The organism is Methanoregula sp. (genome assembly GCF_002835825.1).
Classification (GTDB): Archaea; Halobacteriota; Methanomicrobia; order Methanomicrobiales; family Methanospirillaceae; genus Methanoregula.
Map to the genome: position 1 here is coordinate 1 of NZ_PIZH01000195.1, position 4239 is coordinate 4239.

4 protein-coding genes and 1 tRNA gene are annotated in these 4239 nt (G+C 53.3%); 2 read left to right on the plus strand and 3 right to left on the minus strand.

The genetic code is table 11. The features are described from left to right. Positions 1-1221, plus strand: a 1221-nt coding sequence (locus CW742_RS07980; RefSeq protein WP_292418859.1) for a thaumatin family protein, incomplete at its 5' end; no start/stop codon positions are given. Between the two features lie 129 nt (positions 1222-1350). Here CW742_RS07980 and CW742_RS07985 read toward each other — a convergent pair. From CW742_RS07985 to ilvE, 3 genes are all read right to left on the minus strand, one after another. Continuing rightward, entirely contained in the window at positions 1351-1869 is a 519-nt protein-coding gene (locus CW742_RS07985; RefSeq protein ID WP_292418862.1) for a DUF6790 family protein, read from the minus strand. A 297-nt stretch (positions 1870-2166) separates the two neighbouring features. After that, positions 2167-2241, minus strand: a tRNA-Glu gene (locus tag CW742_RS07990). 107 nt (positions 2242-2348) lie between these two features. Next, positions 2349-3350 (minus strand): branched-chain-amino-acid transaminase, encoded by a 1002-nt coding sequence (gene ilvE, locus CW742_RS07995; RefSeq protein WP_292418865.1) that lies wholly within the window; start codon positions 3348-3350, stop codon positions 2349-2351. A gap of 157 nt (positions 3351-3507) precedes the next feature. On the opposite strand from ilvE, the gene CW742_RS08000 reads away from it, so the two are divergent. Beyond that, the gene (locus CW742_RS08000; protein WP_292418868.1) at positions 3508-4173 is read left to right on the plus strand and encodes a PAS domain S-box protein; all 666 of its coding nucleotides are present in this window, start codon (positions 3508-3510) and stop codon (positions 4171-4173) included. Positions 4174-4239: the final 66 nt, after the last annotated feature.

Sequence of the window (4239 nt, forward strand, 5' to 3'; positions counted from 1 at the left end):
ATACTCGCTGTTCTGCTCGTGGCTGCCCTGCTTGTTCCCGGCACGCTTGCCGCGGATCATACCATCCAGTTCCAGAACCATTGCCTGTATGAAGTGTCGGTTGTCATCATCGGTGGACTGCAATACAAAAACCCGGGCAATGGGAAAGTCTACAGCGCCTGCCAGTGCCTGCCTGACACCACGTGCCAGCCGAACACCCAATGCCCCTACACGGCCTGTGGAGAGAATAACAAGAACACATGCAACAAGGGAGACCCTCTCGTTGATAACGGGGGTTTTATCCTTGAAGCCGACACACCGGGCGCAAAATCCACCCATACAATAACGGTACCGAAATTCTGGCAGGGTTCGTTCCAGCCCCGGTCGAACTGCCATTTTGACAAAGACCAGGGTTACATCTGCGACTACGAACAGCATACCTGTAGGGCATACCAGGACGGGAAGGGAAAGGTCGACTGCGGCGGACATCAGATCCAGGATGCCACCAAAGGAGAGATGAACTTCGATGAGAATGGTGTGGACACCTATGATGTCAGTGCCGTTGACGGTTTCAACATCCCGATCACGATCGAACTCGTACCGGGTACAGGATCTGCAGAGGGACTTGTCCCGGTTGAATATGCCTGCACAAAAGCGGGAACGAATTTTGACCTGCGGGACCTGGTTGGAAAGGGTGACTGGAAAACCTTAGATGCCTCGAAACTCCTCATTGCGAATACGGCCGGCAAAACACTCGCTGTTCGGAGCGCCTGTTCCTATGCATCTGCCCTGAACCATAAGAATAATGATCCCCATTTTGATGAGAAGGATATTCTTACAAACAGCACCTGTTGCAAACCCCCATGGGAATCTGCCCAGAAATACACGGAGAATGGGAATAGGAAATGCGATCCCCTGACCTGGCCGGCGGACATCAACACCGCTTCATTCTTCAAGCATTTCCTGCCCACAGCGTACAGCTATGCATACGACGACCACACATCCACCTATACCTGTAAAAACAAGGATGGGAATACCCTGACCGCGTATATTGTAACGTTCTGTGGTGCAAACGAGGGCCCACGCGTCACCCTCCCGGGAGACGACACACACACGCATGTCCCGGACATGTCCCCGACACCCCTTCCGACTCCGATTCCGACCCAGGCCCCATTGCCGGCCCAGACCCAGGTACCCTCAACACCCTTTAACCCGGCAAAATCCGGCGATGTAAATTTCTAAACCAAACACTCTTTTTCGCCAATCCCGGGTTTGCGCCAGTCGTCTATCCGGATCGACAGGTTGGAAAGTCAATCATAAAAGGGATCATAATCTGCATGCGCAAATCTGCATGCGAAAAAAACGGGGGGATCAGGCATTCCCTTCGGGCGATCCCGGAACCGCAGGAAGTTTCCTCCGGTACCAGATGAGCAGCGCGGCAAGGATGATAGGGTAGAACAGGTCGATATACATCACGGCGCCGGCATTGTTGGGAGAGAAATCTGCATGGGCAACCAGTTCGTACACGTGCCCGATTCCTGCAGAAACCGAGAAGATGCCAAAGCCGATGATGACAGCAGTCCAGAAATCTTCACGGAATTTTAAGCAGAGCAAACCGCAGATCCCCATTGCCGCATCCCACATCCCGACCTCGCGCTGGAACGGGCTACCCGTTGGCCAGCCGATCGATTCCGCAACCCGGTCAGCGAAAAGGAGGTGCCCGGTTGCCGCGTACAGGTAGGAGAGCCCAAAGCCGATGGCAAGCTGCCACATCAAAAACGTCCCGACAGCCTGAGCCCCTCCCTGTTTTTTTACATGGATATGAATAAGGGCAATGATCGCCCCAAGCAACGGAAAAAAGACAGGCCAGAGAAGATCCATCAGGTTCATACTCCCGCATTGGTGGTAATCGGATAAAAAAACAGCAGGGACACACTTCATCAGAAGAGTATCATCACGGGCACGGTGATCCCCATGAATCATGTCTCATCAGTATCCTGATGATCATGAATGTACATACCCTGAAAACGACGGGGTATCGCTGCCCGATAACAATCCCTTGCAGATGAAACAGTCCAGGCTTACCGATGAATTGGGGTTAATAACAACAAAACCGGGCGGAATGCGTAGTGGGGAGTGGTGGGACAATACGCGCTGATTGTTAAGGATTCTGACCAGAAGAGTAGATGCTGCTATGGGGATTCGAACCCCAGTCGTCGGCGTGAAAGGCCGACATGATTGGCCGGACTACACTATAGCAGCAAATTGTCCTACTTAATTTCACGCAACGTCATAAATAGGTTATGGAGGAGGCCCTGTCATGAACAGGAGGATCCTCCCGGAAGACAAAAACCGGTTTTACAAAAATATTATCGCTTCTTTGCCTTCGATTTTGGTTTTGCTGCTGCTTTCACCGGTTTCTTTGCCGGCTTCTTTACCACCTTCTTTGCCGTAGCCTTGACTGCAGTCTTTGCAACCGCGTTTGTCGCGCCTTTCTTCGGTTTGCCGTGGATGGGATATCCTTCCTTTTTCGTCAGGGGCCCGAATGCAGCGGCCAGCTGCCGGAAGACCGGGCCGGGCTTTCCGGACCCGATCGTGCGTCCGTCAACCCAGACAATCGGGGCGACTTCCGCAGCAGTGCCTGAGCAGATCAATTCATCGGCCGTGTACAGGTCGAAGTACCCGAGATTCTGCTCGCGGACCGTGATTCCGAGCGACTTTGCGATCTCGATCACAACGAGCCGTGTGATGCCCCGGAGGTTGTTGAGCGTGGGGGGCGTGATGATCTCGCCGTTCTTGACAATATAGAGGTTATCGCCCGAGCCCTCGGAAAGGTACCCGTTCGTATCAAAGAAGATCGCCTCGTCCCCGCCCTTGTAGTTCGCCTCGATTTTCGCGAGGATGTTGTTTAAGTAATTCAGGCTCTTGACATTCGGGGGCATGCACTCGGCCGGGTTCCTGCGAACCGAGACCGTCACGCCTTTCAGACCCTTCTCGTACAGGTCGCCGTACATTGCGCCCCAGGTCACGGCAATGATGATGACCGACGCCTTCGGGCACTTGCGCGGGTCAAGACCGAGATCTCCCTTGCCCCGGGTGATGATCGGCCGGATGTACGCATTGTCGAGCTTGTTCCTTCGGAGCACCTCGCAAATTGCCTCGGTCATCTCCTCCTTTGAGAGCGGGGGCTTGATGTCGATGGTCTTTGCTGAATCATACAACCGGTCGATATGCTCCTTTAACCGGAATATCCTGCCATTGTACGCCCGGATCCCTTCAAAGCACCCATCGCCGTAGAGGAACCCGTGGTCGAACACGGAGACAGCTGCCTTGTCCTCCGGGAGGAATTTCCCATCATAATAGATGATCATAAAAGGTGATGGGGGGCTCAATGGTTTTGTAGTTTTTTCTTTGATCGCTTGACTACACCACTCTTCTGCTTGGCACTGCACAACAATCAAATAGAATCCGGGTTGTAACTCACCATAAAGAGTACAGAATACTCAACCGGGAGGATATAACGTTATTATGCAAGGCAAAAAGGCAGGTCTTACGGACCAGGCACCTGACGGTTTAGCAAACGATATTTTCCGCACGATATTTGAACGTATCCAGACCGCGATCCTGATCGTAGATCCCCAAGCCCACCAGATTGTTGATGCAAACCCCCTCATGGAGTCGCTCACCGGGCTCTCAAAAGACCAGATGCTCGGCAAGGGCTGCCAGGGATTTGTCTGCCCGGCAAAGTGCGGCGAATGCCCGGTCACCGATCTTCACAAGAATATCCTGAATATCGAGCGCGAGATCATCAACGCAAAGGGCGAGCGGGTGCCGGTCTTAAAGACGGTGGCAAAAGTCGAAATGGGCGGAAAAGAGTATCTTGTGGAGAGTTATGTCGACATCACAGAACACCGGAAAGCCGAAGAGCGGCAGGCAGCCCTTATCGCATACCTCTCGGAATCGATCCTCCGGGCAAAGAAGCCGCTGGAGCTGATGCAGGAAGAGTTCCACGACATTGCCCGCAGGGCAAAGGGCGGCGATTACGATCCCGAAGATGTCCGGCTCGAACTGGAACTGCATGCAAAGAACCTTGCACAGATCGTCAAGAACTTAGAAGAACTCCAAATAAAAGCCCTTGCAGGAAAGTCCGCAGAGATCCCCCCGGAGTTCCGGGAATTCTTTGTCAGGAAGTGATTGTTTCGTGGAAGGACAACAGCCCGATGCGGAACCGCAGGAAAGCATGCTCTGCCTTCTTGTCGC